Here is an 18,170-nt window from a genome sequence, read left to right as displayed (position 1 = left end):
AATAACTAAGTAGAAAATTCATAAGTCTAAAACGAATTTAATGCTTAGTATATTAACTATATTTTTTTATAAATATAAAATTATGATTTATAAAGGGGATATAATATGAGAGACAATATTTTAAATTTATTTAAAGAAATTTTTGGAGAAAGAGAAAATATAAAAGCATTTTTTTCACCAGGAAGAGTTAATTTAATAGGAGAACATACAGATTATAATGGTGGAAATGTATTTCCTTGTGCGCTTAGCTTTGGAACTTATGGAGCTATATCACTTAGAAATGATAATAGCGTGAATATGTACTCTAAGAACTTTGAAAATTTAGGAGTAATTAGTTTTGATATTAATGAATTAAAAAATGAAAAAGAACATGACTGGGCTAATTATCCTAAGGGAGTTATTTCTGTACTTAGAAATCATGGATATAAAATAGATAAAGGTTTTGATATGGTTGTATATGGAAATATTCCCAATGGAGCTGGATTATCATCATCTGCATCAATAGAATTACTTATGGGAGTTATGATAGATAATTTATTAAATTTAAATATAGATAGAGTTGAACTAGTAAAGTTTTGTCAAGAAGCTGAAAATAAATTTATAGGTGTTAATTGTGGGGTTATGGATCAATTTGCAATAGGAATGGGAAAAAAAGATAGTGCAATACTACTTGATTGCAATACTCTAGATTATAAATATTCTAAGATAGATTTAGATGATAAAGTAATTATAATTGGAAATACAAATAAAAGAAGAGGGCTTGCAGATTCTAAATATAACGAAAGAAGAAGTGAATGCGAAAAAGCTTTAGAAAATCTTCAAGAAAAGTTGGATATAAAATCTTTAGGAGATTTAACAGAAGAAGTATTTGAAGAAAATAAAAGTTTGATACTAAATGATACCAACCAAAAAAGGGCAAAACATGCAGTTTATGAAAACCAAAGAACTTTAAAGGCTGTAAAAGCCTTACAAGAAAATGATATAAATACATTTGGAAAACTTATGGTTGATTCCCATAACTCACTAAAAGATGATTATGAAGTTACAGGGAAAGAACTAGATACACTTGTTGAACTAGCACTAAATCATGAAGGAACAATTGGATCTAGAATGACAGGTGCAGGGTTTGGAGGATGTACTGTGTCTATAGTTAAAAAAGATATGAAAGATGATTTTATAAAAGATGTTTCAAAAAGATATAGAGAGATAATAGGATATGATGCTGATTTTTATGTAGCTAAAATAGGAGATGGAACTAGAGAACTAGTTTAGGGAGGTAATATGAGTATATATACAGATTTTGAAAGACTTATAAACTATGGATTAAAACATGAACTATTTTTAGAAGAAGATAAGGTATATATAAGAAATTCTCTTATAGAACTATTTAATCTAGATGAATACACAATTCCTACAGAAGTTTTAGGGGATGATAATTTAGAAGATATAATGAATAATTTATTAGATTATGCATATGAAAAAAATATATTGGAATCGAATACATCTGTATATAGAGATTTATTAGATACTAAGATAATGAGTTTACTTATACCAAGACCATCTGAAGTAACAAAGGAATTTAATAAAAGGTATAAAAAAGATAAAGTCAGTGCAACTGATTATTTATATAACTTAAGTAAATCATGTGACTATGTTAGAACAAATAGGATAGCACAAAACATAAATTGGAAAACAAATACTGAGTATGGGGATATAGATATAACTATAAACTTATCCAAGCCAGAAAAAGATCCAAAGGCTATAGCAAAGGCAAGAGAATTGAAAACCTCTTCATATCCAACATGTTTATTATGTAAAGAAAATGTTGGATATAGAGGAAGATTAAATCATCCAGCTAGACAAAATTTAAGAATAATCCCATTAAATTTAAATCAAAGTAAGTTTTATTTACAGTATTCACCATATTCATATTACAATGAGCATTGCATAATATTTTCTGATAAACATGAGCCAATGACTATAAGTAAAAATACTTTTGATAGAAATTTAGATTTTTTAGAACAATTTCCTCATTATTTTATAGGATCTAATGCAGATTTACCAATAGTAGGAGGATCTATATTAAGTCATGAGCATTATCAAGGGGGAAGATATGAATTTGCTATGGATAGAGCAAAGGATATATTAAAAATAGATTTAAAAGGATATGAAGATGTAAATATATCTATGATAAAATGGCCACTATCTGTAGTTAGATTAAACTCAAATAATAGAGAAAAACTTAGCATACTAGCAAGTTATATACTAAATCATTGGAAAGGTTACACAGATGAGGTTGTAAATATACACTCTCATACAGAAAATACATTACACAATACTATTACTCCAATTGCTAGAAGAAAAGGTGAAAATTTTGAATTAGATTTAGTACTTAGAAATAATAAAACTAGCGAAGAACATCCAGATGGAATATTTCACCCTCATAAAGAACTACATCATATAAAAAAAGAAAATATAGGACTTATAGAGGTTTTAGGATTAGCTGTTTTGCCCGCTAGACTAAAAGAGGAACTTGAAATAATTAAAAAATGTTTATTAAAAGAAAAAAATGAAGAATATATATTAAAAAATTTAAACTTACACTTAGAATGGTTTAACTATTTAAAGAAGAAATATGGAGATTTTAATAAAGAAACTATAGATGATATTTTAAAAGATGAAGTTGGATTAATATTTAAAAAAGTTTTAGAGGATTGTGGAGTATTTAAGTTTGATGAGGAAGGCTTAAAAGCTCGAAATAGATATATACAGAATCTAAAAAAATATTTGGGAGTTTAAATATGATATATAAAAAAACTACAGTAGGTCATTTAAATGATAAAGATATAATAGCTTATAACATTTCCTATGATAATGGTTTTGAAGTAGAGATATTAAACTTAGGTGGAATAATAACCAAAATAATAACTCCTGATAAAGATAATAACTTAGAAAATATAGTTGTAGGATATAAAAATATAAATGGATACATAGAAAATCCATCTTATATGGGGGCTATAATTGGAAGAACATCAGGGAGAATTTATAATGGAAAAATATCTATAGATAATAAAGAGTATAGGTTATCTAAGAACTATGGTATAAATCAAGGTCATGGTGGAAACGTTGGATTTAATAAAAAAATATATGATGTAAATTACATTAAAAATGAAGATGAATTTAAACTAATACTTAGTTGTAAAAGTAAAGATTTAGAAGAAAATTATCCTGGAAATCTAGATGCAGAAGTAACTTTTGAAATTAGTAGAAATTTTAAAATAAAACAAATTTATAAAGCTACTAGTGATAAAAAAACATTAGTTAATATGACTAATCACAGTTATTTTAATTTAAGTGGAAATTTAAAAAATCCAGTTACCAATCAATATATGCAAATAAATAGTGATTTTATATTAGAACTAGACGCTACAAGTGTTCCAACTGGAAATTACATAGATGTAAATAATACTCCCTTTGATTTTAGAAAGTTAAAATCAATAGGTAGAGATATTGATAAAAGTCATAATCAAATAAATATTGGCTGTGGATATGATCATCCATTTATTTTGAATAAAGGGAAAATACATTTAGAAGATAAGATATCTAAAAGAGCTATGGATATAAAAACGAATCAAGAATGTGTTGTTGTATATAGCATGAATTTTACTGATGATCTAGTTTTATATAACAATAAAACTAATCAAAGGAGATTTGGAATATGTTTTGAAACCCAAGCTCCTCCAATTGGACAAAATATGTGCTTTTTAGAAAGATCTATATTAGAAAAAGATAGCGAGTATATTCAAATAACAGAATATAAATTTTATATTACTGAGTAAATATTTAATGCATAATAATTAAAATAAAAATTATAGTAATATTTTAAACAGTGTATCATAAAATACAATAAAAAATATAATATAAAAAAATGTTCATTAAAAGTATTGAAAATGCTATGATAATGAACATTTTTTTGCGTTAAATAATTTCGGAAAACGATTTTAAAATGATATACAAATAAAAATGTGTTGCATTAATTCGACATAGTATGTTATATTTATAAAAAAGGATAACCGGTAACCCTAAATATAACATACTAATATAGATTGGGGAGAGGATATAGTTGATAACTATAAAAGATATAGCAGATTTAGCTGGGGTATCAAAAACTACCGTATCGAAAGTATTGAATAATAAAGACCAAAAGATTAGTGAAGCTACAAGACAGAAAATACTTGATATTATAAAAGAAACAAATTATGTACCAAATAAGATGGCACAAAGTCTAGTAACTAAAAAAACTAAAACTATAGGGCTTATAATTCCGGATATCAGAAACCCATTCTTTACAGACATAGCTAGAGGGGCAGAAGATAAAGCTGTAAATGAAGGATACAATATAATCTTGTGTAATACAGATGAAAGCTTATACAAAGAAGAGCTAGCATTTAATACACTAAGTGAAAAAATGGTTGATGGTATAATTTTTGCTCCATCATCAAAAACAGAAATTAGTTCAACATATAATATATCCAATAAGCCTATTGTATTGGTAGATAAAGAGATAGATATAAAAAATTTAAGAGGTGTTGTAAGTTTAGATAATGAAGAAGGAACTTATTTAGAAATAAAACACCTAGTAGGTATGAATCATAAAAAAATACTTTATCTAAGTGGACCATTAAAAACACAAATAGCAAAAGATAGATTAAAAGGATATAAAAAAGCATTAGAAGAAGCGAAGATAAATTACAATGAAAAACTTGTCATACAAGGAGAATATTCGCTAGATTGGGCTTATGAAACTATACAAAGTTTAAATGATATAAACTTTACAGCTATTTGTGCAGCAAATGATTTAATAGCCATAGGAGCTATTAAGGCTTTAAAAGAAAAAGATATAAAAATTCCTAAAGACATAAGTGTAGTTGGATTTGACGATATTCAAACATCAAGTATAATTGAACCTCAACTTACAACTATAAAACAAAATTCTTATAATATGGGATATGAATCAGCAAATATACTTATAAACAGTTTAGAAAATAAAACAATTAATAATATAGATAAAATAATATTTAAACCAGAACTTGTAATAAGAAGTTCAACATCTCAAAAACTTTAAGGAGGTCAGTTATGAAAAAAATATGTGTAATAGGTAGTTTAAATATGGATTTAGTTGTAAATGTAGAAAACATGCCTAAAAAAGGACAAACATTAATAGGAAGCGACTTTAAAGAAGTACCTGGTGGAAAAGGTGCAAATCAAGCTGTTGCTATGGCAAGACTTGGTGGAGATGTAACTATGGTAGGAAAAGTAGGAACTGATAGCTTCGGTGAAACATTAATAAATGCATTAAAAAAAGATAATGTAGATACAACTTACATACATAAAGAAAATGGCTCAACTGGTGTTGCTATGATAACTGTGGATCAAAATGCAGAAAATGCAATAGTTGTTACTCCTGGAGCAAATTTTAAAGTAAATCAAAATGATATAGATAAGAATGTAGAGGCTATAAAAACAAGTGATATAGTAGTGGTTCAATTAGAAACTCCTTTAGAAACTATAAAGTATGCCTTAAAAAAATCTAAGGAATTTGGAAAATATACTATTTTAAATCCAGCTCCAGCTGTAAAACTAGAAGATTCTATAATTGAAAATGTAGATTTACTTACACCAAATGAAACGGAACTTGAAATATTAAGCGGAATAACTATAGAAAATGAAGCAGATATATTAACTGCTGCAAAAGTAATGATAAAAAAAGGTGTAAAAGAATTAATAGTTACATTAGGGTCAAAAGGAAGTTTATATATAAATAAAGATATAGAAAGATTTAAAAAATCATACAAAGTAGAAGCTATTGATACTACAGCGGCTGGAGATAGCTATACAGGAGCTTTAGCTGTAGCTTTTTCAAAAGGTGAAAATGTAGAATATGCAATGGATTTTGCATCAAAAGTAGGAGCTTTATGTGTTACTAAAGAAGGAGCACAAAGTTCACTGCCAACTTTAGAAGAAGTTAATAATTTTAGGGGGTAAGGTTATGAAAAAAGGAAAACTATTAAACAGTGAAATTTCATCAGTTATATCTCAAATGGGACATACAGACAGTTTGACTATTGGTGATTGCGGATTACCTATACCTAAAGATGTAAAGAGAATAGACTTGGCTTTAAAATATGGAGTCCCAACTTTTCTAGATACATTAGATACAGTACTTGAAGAGTTATGTGTAGAAGAAATAATAATAGCTGTAGAAATAAAAGAGGCAGCTGATGAAATGTATCATGAAATTTTAAAAAGATTTGAAAATATAAAAGTTACTATGGTAGAACATGAAGAGTTTAAGAAATTGACTAAAAACTCTGATGCAGTAATTAGAACAGGAGAATGTACTCCATACTCAAATATAATATTAAAATCAGGAGTTGTATTTTAAAAAACTTTTAAGATAGAAAGGAGCATCTATATGAAAAGTCCAATTTTGCAGATGAAAAATATAGTTAAAGAGTTCCCTGGAGTAAAAGCTTTAGATGGAGTTAATTTAGAGCTTTATCAAGGTAAAGTAATGGCTCTTATGGGAGAAAATGGTGCAGGAAAATCTACACTTATGAAGGTATTAAGTGGAGTTTATAAAAAAGATAAAGGTCAAATTTATTACAACGGAAATTTAGAAGATATAAAAGGGCCAAAGGATGCACAAGAAAAAGGAATAGCAATAATACACCAAGAGTTAAATCTAATACAAGACTTAACTATAGGTGAAAATATATTCTTAGGAAGAGAGCCTAAAAAAGGATTAAGAATAGATTTTAAAAAACTATATGAAGAAGCTGATAAATACTTAAATAAATTAAATATAAAAACTAGTTCAAAAGAATTGGTTGGAAACTTAAGTATCGGACAACAACAAATGGTAGAAATAGCAAAAGCTTTATCTTTAGATGCAAAAATAATAATAATGGATGAACCTACAGATGCTCTTACAGATAAAGAAACGGAAAGTTTATTTAAAGTAATACAAGATTTAAAAAATGAAGGAAAAGCAATTGTTTATATATCACATAGATTAAAAGAAATTTTTGAAATTTGTGATTACATAACAGTTTTAAGAGATGGTAAGTATGTAGGAAGTGAACAAATCTGCAATCTAGATGAAGATAAAATGATTGAGATGATGGTTGGAAGAAAACTTACAGATCAGTTTCCAAGACAAGAAGTAGAAAAAGGTAATGTAGTGTTAGAAGTTAAAAATATTTCTAATAGGCATATAAATGATGTATCTTTTAATGTGAAAAGTGGAGAAATTATTGGAATTGCCGGACTTATGGGAGCTGGAAGAACAGAATTAGCTAAAACTATTTATGGACATATAAAAAAGGACTGTGGACAAGTCTTAGTTAATGGAAAAGAAGTAAATAATAGATCAGCTAAAGATGGACTTAAAAATAAAATAGCATATGTATCTGAAGATAGAAAAGGAGATGGATTAATACTGTCATTATCTGTAAGAGAAAACATGACAATCTCTTCTTTAGATAGTATATCTAGTTTGTTTAAGTTAAATAAATCAAAAGAAAACAATCAAGTGAAAGATTATATAAAGAAAATGAACATTAAAACTCCAAGTGAGGAACAAATAATTAAAAACTTAAGTGGTGGAAATCAGCAAAAGGTAGCAATAGCTAAAGCTCTCATGACAAACCCTGATGTACTTATACTTGATGAACCTACACGTGGAGTTGACGTTGGTGCAAAAAAAGAAATATATGATCTTATAAATAACTTTAAAAGTCAAGGTAAAGCGGTAATTATGATATCTTCTGAAATGCCAGAAATACTTGGATTAAGTGATAGAATACTAGTTTTAAGTCAAGGTAGATTAACTGGAGAATTAGACATTAAAGATGCAACTCAAGAAAGTATATTAAAATATGCAGTTACAGTAAAGGAGGCTTAATCATGGAAGCGAAGATAAGTCAAAAAGAAAATAAACAAATGGATTTTAAAAACTTATTAATAAAGTATAAGTCATTAGTTGGGCTATTATTATTAATAGTTGTAGTTTCAGTGCTTAGTCCATCTTTTTTAAGCACTAGAAATATATTAAATATATTAAGACAGACATCAGTAAATGCTATAATAGCAGCAGGTATGACATTTGTAATTTTAACAGGAGGTATAGACCTTTCTGTTGGATCTGTACTAGCTATTAGTGGAGCTTTTGCAGCATCACTTTTAGCATCAGGTCAAAGTATTTTTGTGGCAGTAATAGCAGCTGCTGTATGTGGTGCAGTGGTAGGATTTGTAAATGGATTTGTAATAGCTAAAGGAAAGTTACAACCATTCATAGCTACACTTGCAACAATGACAATATTTAGAGGTATTACATTAGTGTTTACTGATGGGAAGCCTATAACTTTAGGAAGTAATGCATTAGCTATGTCGTTTGGTAAAATAGGTGGAGGAACAATAATTGGTATACCAGCACCTGTAGTTATAACTGTAGTAGTATTTATAGCATGTTATTATATTTTAAATCATACTAAAATGGGTAGATACACATATGCATTAGGTGGAAATGAAGAAGCAACAAAATTATCGGGATTAAATACAGATAAAATAAAAATATGGGTATACACTATAAGTGGTATACTATCAGCTATAGCAGGTATTATAATAACTTCTAGACTATACTCAGCTCAACCTACAGCTGGTACAGGATATGAATTAGATGCAATCGCAGCAGTTGTTCTAGGTGGAACAAAGTTAACTGGAGGAAAAGGTAAAATAAGTGGGACTATAATAGGTGCACTTATAATCGGAGTACTTAGTAATGCTCTTAACATTTTAGATGTATCATCATATTACCAAATGATGGTAAAAGGTATAGTTATATTAATAGCTGTATTACTTGATAGAAAAAGTAATTAAGAAAGGAAGATTATAATGAAAAAATTTCTTTCAATAATTTTAACTATTGTTTTAGCTAGTTTTATGTTGGTTGGTTGTAACCAAACAGATAAAAAAACTAAAAAAATAGGACTTATAGTATCGACATTAAACAATCCTTTCTTTGTTGATTTAAAAAAGGGTGTTGAAAAAGAAGCAAAAGAACTTGGATATGAAGTTGTAGTTTTAGATTCTCAAAATGATCCAGCAAAAGAAGTATCTAACATGGAAGATATAACAGTAAAAGATGTAGATTTAGTTTTACTTAACCCTGTAGATTCTGACTCGGCAGTAGCATCAGTTATGATTGCTAATAATGCAAATCTTCCTGTTATGACAGTAGATAGAGTTTCTAATGGAGGCAAAGTATTATCTCATATAGCATCAGACAATATAGCTGGTGGAGATATGGCGGCTAAATTTTTAATAGATAAGTTAGGTAATAAAGGGAATATAGTTGAACTTGAAGGTATAGCAGGTTCATCAGCAACAAGAGATAGAGGTAAAGGATTTGAAGATGGAATAAAAGGAAGTAATTTAAAAATAATAGCAAAACAATCTGCTGACTTTGATAGAACAAAAGGGCTTAGTGTTATGGAAAACATAATTCAATCTAAGGGTGATATAAATGCTGTATTTGCTCAAAATGACGAAATGGCTTTAGGGGCATCAAAAGCACTTGAAGATGCTAATATGAATAATGTATTAGTGGTTGGGTTTGATGCAACTGATGATGCTGTAGATGCTGTTAAGAAAGGTACTATGGCTGCAACTGTTGCACAACAACCAATACTAATAGGAGAAACAGCTGTAAAAGTTGCCAATAAGTATTTAAATGGCGAAAAAGTAGATGATTTTATACCTGTAGAATTACAATTAGTTACAAAATAAAAGAATTAAAAATGACTAAGGTTATTAAATAACCTTAGTCATTTTTTAAATTACATCAAAGTTTTTGTTATGCTATAATGTTTTAAGGGGAGTTAGTCTATATAAGATTGGAGGCAAAACTATATGAAACACAAAATATTAAAAAAACAAAACATTAGTAGCCATTGTGTAGTTTGTGGGATTGACAATGACTTGGGACTAAAGGCCAAATTTTATGAATTGGAAAACGATGAATTATTAGCAATATGTGATACAAAAGAATGGCATCAAAGTTATCCAGGAAGAATGCACGGAGGTATGTCGGCAGCTATACTTGATGAAACTATAGGACGAGCTATAACTATATTAGATGGTGAAGTTTGGGGAGTTACAGTTTCACTAGACTTAAAATATAAGAAACCTGTACCTACGGATTGTACTATAAAGGTAGTTGGAAGAATAACAAGAGATACTAGAAAGTTGTTTGAAGGAAGTGGTGAAATAATACTTCCGAATGGAGAAATAGCAGTAACAGCTACGGGAAAATACATGAAAATGCCAGTTAATAGAATCATAGAAGATGAAAATGATATTGAAAAAGAGTGGTTAGAAGTAAAAGATGAAGAAGAATTGGAATATATAGAGTTATAATTATACATATAAATTAACAAAGGGTTAGTTCGAATTTTATATTGATCTAACCCTTTATTAATTTATTTTCAAAATATTAGAGAATAAATTAGCATATCCAAAAGCCATGTATTTATATATTTTACTTTTTATCAAGTTATAAAATTTCTAATATATAAAAGCATTTATAACTTAACTTTAGGGAATAATTTATATATTAGAAATATAATTTGGAGGAAAATTTATATGAAAAATAAAGTTGTTATAATTGGAACTGGCATGGTTGGTATGAGTTATGCTTATTCTATGGTGAATCAAGGAACTTGTGAAGAACTTGTTTTAATTGATAAGGATAAAGATAGAGCTATAGGAGAAGCTATGGATTTAAATCATGGATTAAATTTTGGAAATAGAAAAATGAAAATATATGCAGGAGATTATTCAAATTGTGATGATGCATCTATAATATGTATAACTGCCGGAGCTATACAAAATGAAGGAGAGACAAGATTAGACTTATTAAATAAAAACACACTAATAATGAAAGATATAATTTCCCAGATAAACAAAACTAAATTTAATGGTATCTTATTAATCGCTACGAACCCTGTGGATATAATGACATATGTAGCATTTAAGTTATCTGGATATAAATCAAACAGAGTAATTGGATCTGGGACAACATTAGATTCATCTAGACTTAGATATATATTAAGTGAAATTTTAGATGTAAACTCTAAAAATGTTCATGCTTATGTAATGGGAGAACATGGAGATTCTCAGTTTGTAGCGTGGAGTTATGCAATGCAAGGTGTTCAACCAATTTACCAGATAGTATCTAGAAATAATCAAAATATAACTTTTAAAGATTTAGATTTAATAGAAAAAGAAGTGAAAAATTTAGCTTATGAGATAATTAAAAGAAAGAAATCTACATATTATGGAATTGGTATGGGCCTTACTGCTATAACAAAAGCTATTCTTGAAAATGAAAATACTATACTAACGGTATCGTCATATTTAAATGGAGAGTACGGACAACAAGAAGTATACATATCTGTACCTAGTATAGTTAATAAAAATGGAGTAAGGAATATAATAGAATTACCATTAGAGTTAAAAGAGAAACAAAAACTTGATAAATCTATAGATATTATGAAAGAAAATATTAAAAAACTTAATTTAAAATAAAAAGTAAGAAAAAGATATGAAATTTCATATCTTTTTTATTTAAATAATTAAATTAAAATTTTGAAATAAGATATGTAAATTTTTTTATACATCTTGCATATAATTTAAATATAATGAAAAATCATAAAAATAACTTGCAAAAAAAGAGGAGGGATTTTATGAAAGATAATGAAATAGTATATTTTGAATATGAATTAGACTTACTTTACGATTATACACCTGATTATAAAACTGAATAAAAAATTTGAATTTAATTTAGAAAATGAAGTAAATAAAAAAAACAATTCAATATATGAATTTTAAAGAATATGAAAAATCAAAATACATATATGAGATATAACTTATATATGATAAATCAATTAATAGCTTGTAAAAATAGGAGGTAAAATATATGGAAAACTACATTACTTTAGAGTATTTTGGATATGAGATGGAAAAAGACTATGATTACTCACCGGATTATGAAGTTGAATAGTTATGATAATTAAATTGATTATCCAAGGAGGATAAAAATTGCACACCGAAAATATAAATACTTAAAAAGGTCTATCAAATTATTAACTGATAGACCTTTTTATTTATCTATAGCGTATTCAGTAGGCAATTGTAAATTATACTATATAATATTATAAATTTTTCTATAAAAATCAATACTTTACTAAGAAGTGTTATTTTAGTAATATAATACTAAGAAATCATAAAAGGTTAATAATAGTAAATATATAGAATTTTTACTAAAAATATTAAAAATTTTAAGGAGTAATATTATGGATTTTAATAATAAATATGCAAAAGTAATTGGAGTAAGTGATGATGGAATAAAAAGTTTAGAATATATAGTAAATTATAAAAATAATAAAAATATACTATCTACCGAAAAGATATCAATTAATCAAGATATAGATAAGGATTATGCCGCAAAAATACTTGATGAAATAGAAATTGTATTTATAACATATAACTCTAAAGAACAAAGAACATGTGATATAGTGAAAGCTGTAAACTTTATGGCAAAAGAGAGAAGAATAGTATCTATAGGTTTAGATGTTAACAATGATGAAAAGAAAGTTGAATTTGATTTTAATGCAGAGTTTGTTATAAATGATGAAAATAGGGATTTAATTTGCGAGTTAATAAATCTTATGGTTGAATCTGTTTCAGAAGATTGTACTATAAATATAGACTTAACGGATCTAAAAGAAATATTATCAAAAGAAAAAGGATTAGCTCACGGATTTATTGAAAGTGATAAATCTATGGATAATAATGAGTTAGTTGAATCATTATTTGAGTCTATAATAAAAACTAATGAAGAACTTACTAAGAAAAAAGGAATAGTATTTATAAGCTTAGGAAATGATTACTGTAAAATTGAAGAAGTTTTATCAATTTTAAATGAAATGCTTGAAAATATACAAAGTAAAATAGATAGTAAGTGCGATTTGATTTTCACATTAGCTTTAAATGAGGATTTAAAAGATAAAATAAAAATGGGTATATTATATAATTAAATAAAAAAAGCTGTTGATTAACAGCTTTTTTTATTACCTAAAATCAGATAAATTGTTATCTATACTCATAAACTGAAGTATGCTATGTAACGGAAGCTTTTTGCTTTCTATACCCATTCCAAGTTGTTCAAATGAATGGCGTGCATTCATACTATATGTTTTTAATATACCATCTTCAAGTTCTTCTAAATGTTTATGCATATAAAATTTTATATCTTCAATAGATTTTAAAGAGTCTATTTCATCACCTCTTAAGACATGCTTAAATATTTCAAAACCTTCGCCTCTTGATCCCCATAAGAATATTCTAAAAGTTATTAGGGATCTTTCTAGATATATACCACAGCTTATAGAGTTCATGTGGTTTATATCTTCATATAGATGTTGATTAAAGTCTACAAACCCACTTGGAGCTACCTCAAAAACTTTATCATCGCTATATTCTAAATCACTAGAGGATAATTTTTCATGTAAGTCAACATATCCTGAACTATCTACTAATAAATCTGCAAATTTAGTTGGTTGTAAAAAAATTTTTTCACTAGTTAAAAATTCTCTTTTCATGACTGTCTCCTTTGATATTGTAAATTTACTATGATATTTTAACATATTACTATAATATTTTAAACTCAAATATTTATAGTTTTTCAACTATATTATCATTATAACTAATCCAATCACTCATACTTCCTATATAAACCTTAGAATTATAGCCAAGTTCATCTAATAACACATAGTTTATACAAGCTTCTATACATGATCCACAATATAAAATAACTTCTTTATCCTTTAATGGTAAAAAATTATTACTAATCTCATCTAAACTTTTTACATAACCATTAGCAGATATATTATTATGCCAAGGAATATTTATTGCACCTGGTATATGACCTGGCTTTGAGTATAGAGGTTCAAATTCTCCAGTATATCTATTGTTATCTCTAGAGTCAACTAAAACAATTTCATTAGAGTTAATGGTATTTTTAACATATTCAATATTGCAAACTAAACTTTCGTTTAAATTTTCTTTGAAGAATCCATTATAATTAAGTTTTGGAATTTCACATGTAGTTGGTAGATTATTAGATTTCCACGCATTAAATCCTCCATTTAATATATATACATTTTTATATCCCATGTATTTTAACTGAAGAAATAGTCTAGGTGAACTATATATTTTTTCATCATAGACTACAATAGTGGAGTTCATAGTTATACCTATATTTATAAGTTTATTTGATAAAATTTTGATATCAGCAAGTGGACGCGTACCACCATGTATAGAAGGTTTTCCACAAATATCTTTATTTATATCTAAATAAAAAGCACCTGGAATATGGTCAATTTGATATAATTTATACCCTAAATCAGGATCGAATAAGTCAAACCTACAATCTATTAAAAATAGATTATCTATATTTTTAAAATCTGAGATAAAACAGCAATCTACAAAATTTTTCATATAAAACCTCCTAATATAGTTTATATATTTAAATATACCACTAAATATATAAACTATAAATAAAACTATACTAATACCTAATATATTATTTGAAAAAGAAAAAGGAGAAAAAGAAAAAAATGCGTATTAAATATAAAAAGAAATGGAGGATATTTATGAAATATAAAAATTTATTAAATATATCTGCAAATCCTGAAATAAATTTATTAGATAAAAATCTTAACAATAAAAATAATACATTCTCTGATATGGGAGCATGGCACGGTTATTACCTTCCTCAATTAGAAAATAAATTATCGTATGGAGGATTTAAAGGCCCTTTAATACTAGCACAAGAATATCCTATAAATTTATCAAATGATATATGTAATATAGAACTTATAAATAATATTAATAATAAAAAATATAATTTAGGTGAATCTAAAAATGTAAAATTTGATTACTACCCAGGAAAATTGTATCAGTATTATAAACTAGATGATATGACATTAGAGTTAGAATTAATATTTATATCACCTAGGAGTGCATTAATAAAAACTACTATAAAAAATAATACTTTAGAAGACTTAGATTTAAATATTAATTTTAAAGGAGAGATATTTAATCAATATTTTAGTTTAAAAGACAATAAATTAAAATCTAATAAATTAAAATTAGAGAAAATACAAAATGGAATTAAAGTTTTATTTTCTGATATATTAGATGAAAGTTCATTTTTATCTAATAAAGAAATGAGATTTGAAATTAATAATTCAGTAGATACGATAACATCTATATATGAAAATAGTTATCAAACTTATTTAAATAAAAAAATAAAACCTAAAAAAAATTTTACTATCTACTCTACACAATCATATACTTTCTCAAAAAAAGAATATGAAAATGAAAAATTGATTATTGAAAAAGTATTTAAAAATCCCAATAGTTATTTAAAATTAAACTCTAAGAGGTGGAAAAAGTATATAGATATTGTGGAGTCTAAGAAAAATATTTCGGATGAATATAAAAAGGTAGCGGTTAAGTGTATAAATACATTAATCACCAACTACAGAAGTAGTGCAGGGGCATTAAAACACGGAGGAATTACACCATCTTTTACATATCATTATTTTAATGGTTTATGGGCATGGGATTCTTTTAAACATTCTGTTGCAATTGCTGATTTTGATGTAGAAATTGCTAAAGAAAATATAAAATCTATATTTGATTATCAAATTATTAAAGATGATGAATTAAGACCTTATGATGAAGGCGCTTTGATAGATTGTATTTTTTTTAATAAGTCAACAGCTAGAGGTGGAATGGGATTTAATTGGAATGATAGAAATAGCAAACCTCCATTAGCTAGTTGGTCAGTTTATGAAATTTATAAAAAAAGTAACGATATAAAATTTTTAGAGGAGATGTATCCTAAATTAACAAGGTATCATAATTGGTGGTATAGAAATAGATGTAGTGGCGAGGACGCGGTAGTATCATATGGAGCTATGATAGACGAAAAAAATAACTCTGAAAAAGAAATAATTTTAGCAACAACCTGGGAGAGTGGAATGGATAATGCTATTAGGTTTGACCTAGAACAATCAGATGAGTATAAAGTTAAGGTAAATAAAAGTGTAGATGATAATGGAACAGTTATAGGTTACACTATAAATCAAGAGTCTGTAGATCTAAATTCATATTTATATAAAGAAAAATTAATTTTATCTAAAATTGCAAAAAAATTGGGAAAAGAAAAAGAAAGCAAGGTGTATATTGAGGAATCCATCAAAATAAAAAATTACATTAATCAGTATATGTATGACGATGAAACAGGATACTATTATGACATAAGAAGGAGTTTAGAAAAAAAGAAACTATTGATTAATAGTGGAAAAGGATGTGAAGGATTTATTCCTCTATGGGCAAATGTTGCTACATATGAACAAGCTAAAAAAGTTAGAGACAATATAATGGATAAGAATAAATTTAATACTTTTATGCCTATACCAACAGTAAGCAAAAATAATAAAAAATATAATCCTATAGATTATTGGAGAGGGCCTGTTTGGTTAGACCAAGCATTATTTTTGATAGAAGGTCTTGAAAATTATGGATATTATCAAGATGCAAAAATAATAGCTAAAAAGCTATTTAATAATGCAAAGGGTCTTATGGAAAAGGAGCCAATAAGAGAGAATTACAATCCTGAAACAGGAGAAGGATTAAATGCTACAAACTTTAGTTGGTCTGCAGCAGCTTATTATAATATATATAAATATATATTATAATATAGTTTTTTATTAGCCATATAATTTATATACTGATATAATATTTACTAATATTATATCAGTATATAAAGGTGAGAGTATGAATATAAAAGAAAAATTAAAATTTTTACCTCAAACTCCTGGAGTTTACATTATGAAAGATAAATATAAAAATATTATATATATAGGGAAGTCTAAATGTTTAAAAAATCGTGTAACTCAATATTTTATGCCTTCTTATGCACCTTCAAAAAAGATTGTAAGAATGGTCAAGTTTATTGATGATATAGAAATTGTAAAAACTGATACAGAGTTAGATGCATTATTACTTGAATGTGATTTAATAAAAAAGTTTAATCCAATGTATAATACACTACTAAAAAATGATAGAGCATATGCATATTTAAAGTTAAATATTAATGAGGAATATCCATTATTAGAATGTTCTATGGAAAAGACAGATAATGGTTTATATTTTGGACCGTATTGTCATATTAAAAAATTAGATAATATCGCTAAAATATTATCTAATCATTTTAAAATAAGACAATGCAAAGGTATACAAAGCTTAAAAGGATGTATAAAAGGCGATATAGGTATTTGTCTAGAACCATGTAGAAAAGAAAATATAGAAGAATATAGCTTGGCTATAAAAAAACTTATAGACACTTTGAATGGTTATAATTTAGAAATAATAGAAAGATTGATAACTAAAATGGAAAAAGAGACTGAAAAACTAAATTTTGAAAAAGCATTAAAATATAAAGAAGATATTGAAAATATTAAAAGTCTCATAAATAGAACTAGGGTTATAAACTTTATTAAAAATAAAAAATTTACTATATGTAGTATTAAAATTGATGAAAATTTAATTAAATTATATATATTTGAAGGAATAGAGAAAATATATTCTAAAATCATAGCAAAAGATAATCTAAATTTAAGTTATTTAGATTTAAAAAAATTTAATAAAGAAAATTTATGTTTAATAAAAGATGATATAGACTTATCAAAAATAATATATAATTATTTAAATACTAAAAGTGAATGTAAATTTTTTCAAGCGGATAAATTAGATATCAAACAAATAAATAGACTGTTATTAAAATATTAAGCTAAATCTAAACTAGATTTTATATGAACACTTTGATATAATTAAATAGTTTCAACATATTATATAATAAATTGATTATTTAATTTTAATTATGGGTATAAAAAGATTTGAAAAAATATCATAATAAAATAATAGCAACCCTCTTTAAAGATAAGTATATAGAAACTAATTTTAAAGAGGGTATT

Annotated in this window: 16 protein-coding genes; 14 read left to right on the top strand and 2 right to left on the bottom strand. The window is 26.2% G+C overall.

All coding sequences use genetic code 11. The features are described from left to right. Nucleotides 1-105 precede the first annotated feature (105 nt). The 12 genes from ATCC9714_RS08850 to ATCC9714_RS08795 all read left to right on the top strand — a co-directional run bounded on the left by ATCC9714_RS08850 (nucleotide 106) and on the right by ATCC9714_RS08795 (nucleotide 13,160). Complete coding sequence (locus ATCC9714_RS08850) at nucleotides 106-1,272, top strand: galactokinase (protein ID WP_057545061.1); 1,167 nt, start codon at nucleotides 106-108, stop codon at nucleotides 1,270-1,272. A gap of 9 nt (nucleotides 1,273-1,281) precedes the next feature. Then, the gene (gene galT / locus ATCC9714_RS08845) at nucleotides 1,282-2,799 is read left to right on the top strand and encodes a UDP-glucose--hexose-1-phosphate uridylyltransferase (RefSeq protein ID WP_057574262.1); all 1,518 of its coding nucleotides are present in this window, start codon (nucleotides 1,282-1,284) and stop codon (nucleotides 2,797-2,799) included. Nucleotides 2,800-2,801: 2 nt separating this feature from the next. Beyond that, entirely contained in the window at nucleotides 2,802-3,839 is a 1,038-nt protein-coding gene (locus tag ATCC9714_RS08840; protein ID WP_054631339.1) for an aldose epimerase family protein, read from the top strand. Between the two features lie 284 nt (nucleotides 3,840-4,123). After that, a complete protein-coding gene (locus ATCC9714_RS08835) occupies nucleotides 4,124-5,125 on the top strand; it encodes a LacI family DNA-binding transcriptional regulator (RefSeq protein WP_021129620.1) in 1,002 nt (333 codons plus the stop codon). A gap of 11 nt (nucleotides 5,126-5,136) precedes the next feature. Further along, nucleotides 5,137-6,045, top strand: a complete 909-nt coding sequence (rbsK, locus tag ATCC9714_RS08830) for a ribokinase (protein WP_057545059.1) — start codon at nucleotides 5,137-5,139, stop codon at nucleotides 6,043-6,045. Nucleotides 6,046-6,049: 4 nt separating this feature from the next. Continuing rightward, a complete protein-coding gene (gene rbsD / locus ATCC9714_RS08825; protein WP_021121186.1) occupies nucleotides 6,050-6,445 on the top strand; it encodes a D-ribose pyranase in 396 nt (131 codons plus the stop codon). 30 nt (nucleotides 6,446-6,475) lie between these two features. After that, entirely contained in the window at nucleotides 6,476-7,966 is a 1,491-nt protein-coding gene (gene rbsA / locus ATCC9714_RS08820; RefSeq protein WP_057545058.1) for a ribose ABC transporter ATP-binding protein RbsA, read from the top strand. Nucleotides 7,967-7,968: 2 nt separating this feature from the next. After that, entirely contained in the window at nucleotides 7,969-8,940 is a 972-nt protein-coding gene (rbsC, locus tag ATCC9714_RS08815) for a ribose ABC transporter permease (protein WP_021121254.1), read from the top strand. A gap of 15 nt (nucleotides 8,941-8,955) precedes the next feature. Continuing rightward, nucleotides 8,956-9,849, top strand: coding sequence for a ribose ABC transporter substrate-binding protein RbsB (rbsB, locus tag ATCC9714_RS08810; protein ID WP_021129625.1), 894 nt, complete (start codon nucleotides 8,956-8,958; stop codon nucleotides 9,847-9,849). A 123-nt stretch (nucleotides 9,850-9,972) separates the two neighbouring features. Continuing rightward, nucleotides 9,973-10,479 (top strand): PaaI family thioesterase, encoded by a 507-nt coding sequence (locus tag ATCC9714_RS08805; RefSeq protein WP_021121192.1) that lies wholly within the window; start codon nucleotides 9,973-9,975, stop codon nucleotides 10,477-10,479. A gap of 225 nt (nucleotides 10,480-10,704) precedes the next feature. Next, nucleotides 10,705-11,649, top strand: a complete 945-nt coding sequence (locus ATCC9714_RS08800; RefSeq protein ID WP_055328677.1) for an L-lactate dehydrogenase — start codon at nucleotides 10,705-10,707, stop codon at nucleotides 11,647-11,649. 767 nt (nucleotides 11,650-12,416) lie between these two features. Then, nucleotides 12,417-13,160 carry an FtsZ/tubulin family protein gene (locus ATCC9714_RS08795; RefSeq protein ID WP_054631342.1) on the top strand — a complete coding sequence of 248 codons (744 nt, stop codon included), beginning with the start codon at nucleotides 12,417-12,419 and terminating at the stop codon, nucleotides 13,158-13,160. A gap of 33 nt (nucleotides 13,161-13,193) precedes the next feature. Here ATCC9714_RS08795 and ATCC9714_RS08790 read toward each other — a convergent pair whose 3' ends face one another. Then, nucleotides 13,194-13,724: a hypothetical protein gene (locus tag ATCC9714_RS08790; RefSeq protein WP_021121162.1), complete on the bottom strand. Its 531-nt coding sequence runs from the start codon at nucleotides 13,722-13,724 to the stop codon at nucleotides 13,194-13,196. 73 nt (nucleotides 13,725-13,797) lie between these two features. After that, entirely contained in the window at nucleotides 13,798-14,622 is an 825-nt protein-coding gene (locus ATCC9714_RS08785) for a sulfurtransferase (protein WP_057574263.1), read from the bottom strand. Nucleotides 14,623-14,777: 155 nt separating this feature from the next. On the opposite strand from ATCC9714_RS08785, the gene ATCC9714_RS08780 reads away from it, so the two are divergent. Continuing rightward, complete coding sequence (locus ATCC9714_RS08780) at nucleotides 14,778-16,892, top strand: MGH1-like glycoside hydrolase domain-containing protein (RefSeq protein WP_057574264.1); 2,115 nt, start codon at nucleotides 14,778-14,780, stop codon at nucleotides 16,890-16,892. A gap of 79 nt (nucleotides 16,893-16,971) precedes the next feature. Beyond that, entirely contained in the window at nucleotides 16,972-17,985 is a 1,014-nt protein-coding gene (locus tag ATCC9714_RS08775; protein WP_057574265.1) for a GIY-YIG nuclease family protein, read from the top strand. Nucleotides 17,986-18,170 lie beyond the last annotated feature (185 nt).

Origin of the sequence: Paraclostridium sordellii (assembly GCF_000953675.1) — a bacterium.
Taxonomy (GTDB): Bacteria; Bacillota; Clostridia; order Peptostreptococcales; family Peptostreptococcaceae; genus Paraclostridium; species Paraclostridium sordellii.
This window is presented reverse-complemented; position numbering and strand designations above follow the sequence as displayed.